5 protein-coding genes are annotated in these 4,694 nt (G+C 49.5%); 1 reads left to right on the top strand and 4 read right to left on the bottom strand.

The genetic code is table 11. The features are described 5' to 3' along the window. The coding region (locus WBL42_RS00595; RefSeq protein WP_424719323.1) for a hypothetical protein at window positions 1-293 on the top strand (293 nt) is incomplete at its 5' end. A gap of 116 nt (window positions 294-409) precedes the next feature. Here WBL42_RS00595 and WBL42_RS00590 read toward each other — a convergent pair. The 4 genes from WBL42_RS00590 to WBL42_RS00575 form a co-directional block, all read right to left on the bottom strand. Beyond that, window positions 410-1,126: a hypothetical protein gene (locus WBL42_RS00590; protein WP_424719322.1), complete on the bottom strand. Its 717-nt coding sequence runs from the start codon at window positions 1,124-1,126 to the stop codon at window positions 410-412. A gap of 409 nt (window positions 1,127-1,535) precedes the next feature. Beyond that, window positions 1,536-2,117: a hypothetical protein gene (locus WBL42_RS00585; protein WP_424719321.1), complete on the bottom strand. Its 582-nt coding sequence runs from the start codon at window positions 2,115-2,117 to the stop codon at window positions 1,536-1,538. A gap of 43 nt (window positions 2,118-2,160) precedes the next feature. Next, complete coding sequence (locus WBL42_RS00580; protein WP_424719320.1) at window positions 2,161-3,405, bottom strand: hypothetical protein; 1,245 nt, start codon at window positions 3,403-3,405, stop codon at window positions 2,161-2,163. Between the two features lie 458 nt (window positions 3,406-3,863). Continuing rightward, window positions 3,864-4,694 (bottom strand): hypothetical protein (locus WBL42_RS00575; protein WP_424719319.1); only part of this gene is annotated, 831 nt, incomplete at its 5' end.

The following is a 4,694-nucleotide window of genomic DNA, read 5'->3' as shown; positions in this document are numbered from 1 at the left end:
ATTCCCCGGGAGCCAGGATATACGACTCCACTCCAATCGTCAGATTCGAAGAAGTGTTCACGCGAATCTGGAAATTGTGGGAGGAATTTCCATCGTCATTCAACAAGCCATACACCGAAACCGGCGGAGGATCACACCTGAGGGTCTTATCACTACCAGGTTGCCACGATGGGGAAAAAAAGATGATCGCAATTATCGCCATCACGAGAGCTGCACATACAGTAATTATTACCCTTTGCGATTTCATGTGGTCTCTGGTTTTTTCTAACGATACGCAGCAACTGCCGCTTTAGTCTCGCTTATCCTTCGTGCATTATCCCGTGCGGAGGTTCCGTGCGCGTTCGGTGAAGAGAATTCGAGACTCATTGACGTACCCACTTTTGAGAGAATGATGCAAGATGGGAGAGATTCAGATTATCGGACCAGCGACCCATTTATACTCAGCATTAAGATCTCCGGCATCCAGTGTCCCAATCTGGGCGATGACCGGTGTCAGATTGCGGGCCTCCGGGGGAATGTTCTCTCGTATCGTAACACGATACGTTCTATCGGTTACTGAATGCTGCATTCCGCCATTTGCAATGAGTTCGATCCTGACCGCCATCTTATCGTTTACCGTGTCCCGTGGCTGCAGTGAATCGGGAATATAGATAATCGTGGAATAGTTTTGGACCGACCCCGAACCATAGACCCATTGGGTATATGGTGATGATGTATATGGCAACACCGGCGATAATGAATCTGAAGTGATATTTTTTATCCGATCTCCATCAAGGAATTTATGGGTAAACTCTGCATGGAGATCTGTCAGATTCCTTCCGATACTCTGGAATGCAAGCATTTTCCCGTACGGTGTCATTACCAGCACGGACTTCCAGTTACCAAACGACTGGTACTGAAGTTCATCATCGGTAAAAACCTGTTGGCCATCCCGAACGGGAAGGGGAATGATAATATCTGTGACAAGACCCGTCTGAAATTGTTCAAGACCATCTATATCAATAGTATACTTGTAGTATCCTGGATTATTGTTAATATATGAAATCGCCCCTATCCAGATAATTGCGAAGAGGACGAGAATGAATGTGATACCAATTAAAATATTCTTCCACGATATACTGGTCATGTGATCCCGCTCCTGAATTTCCATTTGTTTTTCATCGATACTATGCCCTGGACAAAAAATAATGGGTTTTATCCTTTAAAGATCAGGTCATGGCCTTGTAGCATAGTTCACAAGCCCCATGTCGTATCTTTCTCCATAAACCAGACAATCCTTGGTGTCCTGGACTAACGTTGGATCGTCACCCCAGTTGGATACCGTGTTCATTTCCAAACGGAGTCCATTTTGAGGAGATACAGGAGGTACTCCAAACAAGGGGTATCTCCAACGGAGGAAAGAGTGAATGCAGGGAACACTTTTGCCCCGGCACACCCGGCGCACGCAATGTGAGGGAATCGAAGGTATCCTTCCCTTGCATGAGACTCCCGGCATGTTCTTCGTCTCTCTATACCACATGGGCTCATACATAGCTTCAGGGAGTCGGCTTCAGGTAAAACCCCTGCCCGATCTGCCAGCCTTCGGCTTCCAGCCACGGGCCGCACGCCAGCTGCCGGTCCCCCTCCTCGACGAGCGACGGATCATCCGGAAGCGATGCGTCTGGCAGAGCGTAAACCTGAACAGAGAGAAGACGGCTCTCCCCGGGCCGCAGGACCAGGGGCCCTGGCTGGACGTATCCGAACCCGTACGCGGGAAGGTTGTCAATCGCAACGACAGATATCCTGATCGGTTGCCGGGAATATGAGGTCACGTTCATGACGATCGTGGCATTTGTTCCGGGTGCGAGGATGTACGTGGGCCGGTAGTATTTTTTATACGCCGACGCAAAACCTGTTGAAGCGTTCAGTTCGTACTGGTACATGAATGGGTAATCGAAGAGGCCGGCGGATGAGTTGTACGGCGGGCGGATCACCGGCTGGTCCCAGATTCCCGGCTGGAACCGGGGCAGGGGCTGTGCTGCAGAGCCGGACTGATCCGGAGCAGCCATTAAGAGTAAGCCCAGGATTGCGGCAAGAAGAATTCCGGAACACAACAGGATGAATGTTCTTTTCTCCATATAACCCTCCTGATTTTTTCTCATCTGTGGTATAAAAAAGGAGTTATGAGACGTCCGACCCACATGCCTGAGAGGTAACAATCCTTCCAGAACTGTCCCAGGACGTCGTCAGCTGGACGTACTGGTTATTGGGCGGGAGCGAACCGGCAATTGTTGTTTGCTGAGGCGACAGGAACGTATTCGATGTTGTCCTGGTCCAGTCCACCCGGAATGGAGAAGTCAGCATATAGAAATAATTTGCCGGCGGGCTGGATGTGAGATACAGTTCCGTTGACGGTGTTATGCTTGAGACCGTATTCGACAGGTTAACGGTATCCGTGTGAGATGCACTGTACCAAGTCCCGCTGATCGGGTTTCTGAAATACAGGTCCCAGATATGGCCGCTGTCGATATAGAAATACCATTCAAGATACGTTGAAAGAGAGGTGACATCCATGCTGAGGGGTGTCGATAAGGCATAGTCATCGTGGACCGAAACGAAATCAATGACCCTCCCGTCTGTTCGATGGTACACGATGTACTCGACAGCATCGGTAGGCTGGTTAAGGTACAGTTCCATCTCATGATAACTCGTAAACGACTGGCCCGAATTAGAGAAACCCGCCGGCTGCATGATTCCGGTTACACCATTGATGGCGGAGGTCGCAGTATACCATCTCCTCTCGGACGGGCTCGCAGCTGCCATTGGCGATATCTTCATCTTCGAAACATCGATGGACGGATCCTGAGGGACCCCCGAAATCTGAAGGTTCTCCGTATTGGCAACTTCAAGTCTGGTCTTAGTTTCATTCAGACTGCCGAATTTGAGAAGCATCTGTTCAGGGCAGGTGATTGTGATCGTGTCGTTATTCTTCGTGATTTTTACCACATTTGTCGGGGCCCAGAGGATGGCAACGGCGGCATCACTTGATTTCACTTCATCGAGAAATGCCGTCGGGACATGCGCGGGTACTCCTGCCTGATTCTTCTGGAAGTGCACCTGTGAAACCGGGACTGTGAACGTGATAGACCCGTCTTTGCCCGTCCGCCCCTCGGTTTTCAGCCACTTCTGTTCAACAAGGGCATAAATAAATTCAAACTGTTCCTTATTGTCATCAGGATTTACCGTGACTTTTGCGAAGGGGGGTTCGTCAAATACACCATACTGGACCGGGGCTGATGATGCAACTGACCCCGTTGCCTGACCACTCAGTTGTCCTGATTGAGATTCTGCGTATACAATCGGTACCATCGCCATCGCTGCCAGCAGCAATGCCAGCAGGACGACGCTCATTTTGCGTAGGTTCATACTTTTTTCAACTCCTTTTTCATACGCTACGCTCGTCGGCACGGGAAAACCTTCATAGGAATTGAAGATAATGATCTCATGCCTACGGGCGGGACCGGGTCCAACGAAGTTCGTCGCTTGGTGGACCCGTCCTCTGATTTTCGGGACAACCTCCGGCTGTCCACGTATGAGCGATTTATATTCGTGGTATTTATTCTTTCTAACGCAGTCATCTACCGGTCAGGCTACGGAAAAAATGGAAAAGCGCCGGCCTGCAAAACACGAATTAAATTCTGAATTGGTTGAATTCCTGCGATCCCCGGCTGGTGCCAGGAGCACTGCGCTCGTCCTGTGTTTGCTGCCCCTCGCAAGTACAAGGATGAGGCCCGTCCATCCGATGCCGGACCCCGTACCAAACTCCCCACCATCTCCGGTTTAACCTGTTACAACCTTCAAAAGATGCTGGAAGAAACCCCGGCTTAATCCCAATAATCTCTGATCCCAAGCAGAGCATATCCTCCATCACCAGTTTTGAGAATAGAAACAAACCCTATAGTCGGATTGACCTGACTATTTCCATGAATCACGGTGTTTGTTACACTTTCCTGTACCATGTCGGCAAATTCAGGAGAACTCCCGCTCTGATCAAAAAACCATGTGGGTAATTCCGTGATATTTGTCAGTATCTCCTGCTGCATTGCCTGACCACTACTGTCGAGTCGTGCGTAAACAGTTACTACCGGATTGCCGGAAGACGCATTATTCTGTTCATGGGACTGATATATGATATCATATCCCTGGTTTGCAGATGCATGCATGCCGAGCAAATCGTTATTACAAAACGTGTAGTTGCATATACCCAGCGTGGAATCCCAGGCAATTGAGGAATTGGCATCTGTTTTTTCTATCAGGATTTTCTTTCCTCCCCCCGGCTCGTCGCTATAATAAAATTTCCCCAGTAAGAATCCCCCGTCCCGGGTCTGGATGAGGGAAGTTGCTCCAGTCATATTTTTCAGCTCATATGGTCTTTCCCATAAGACCGTTCCGTTTTGCGAAAGTCCGGCAATTACCAACGGTGGCTGTTGATCGTTATAATCCCCTCCGGTCATAATCGCACTCATCGTCCCATCGGGCGTATAGGCAATGGATCGCGGGGTAACCCCGGGATATGCCGTTCCCCGGGTCTGATATATCTGTTCCGGGATACTCACGATCCTTTCCATAGTTCCTGAAGCATCGAAATTGTATACACGTCCGTCTTTCCAGAAAACCGAATATCCCCCGTCATTTCGCTGGAGAATGGCAAGAAT

This window comes from Methanoregula sp. (genome assembly GCF_049686655.1).
Classification (GTDB): Archaea; Halobacteriota; Methanomicrobia; order Methanomicrobiales; family Methanospirillaceae; genus Methanoregula.
Note: the sequence above shows the minus strand (reverse complement) of the source record. Positions and strands in the feature narration are given on the sequence as shown.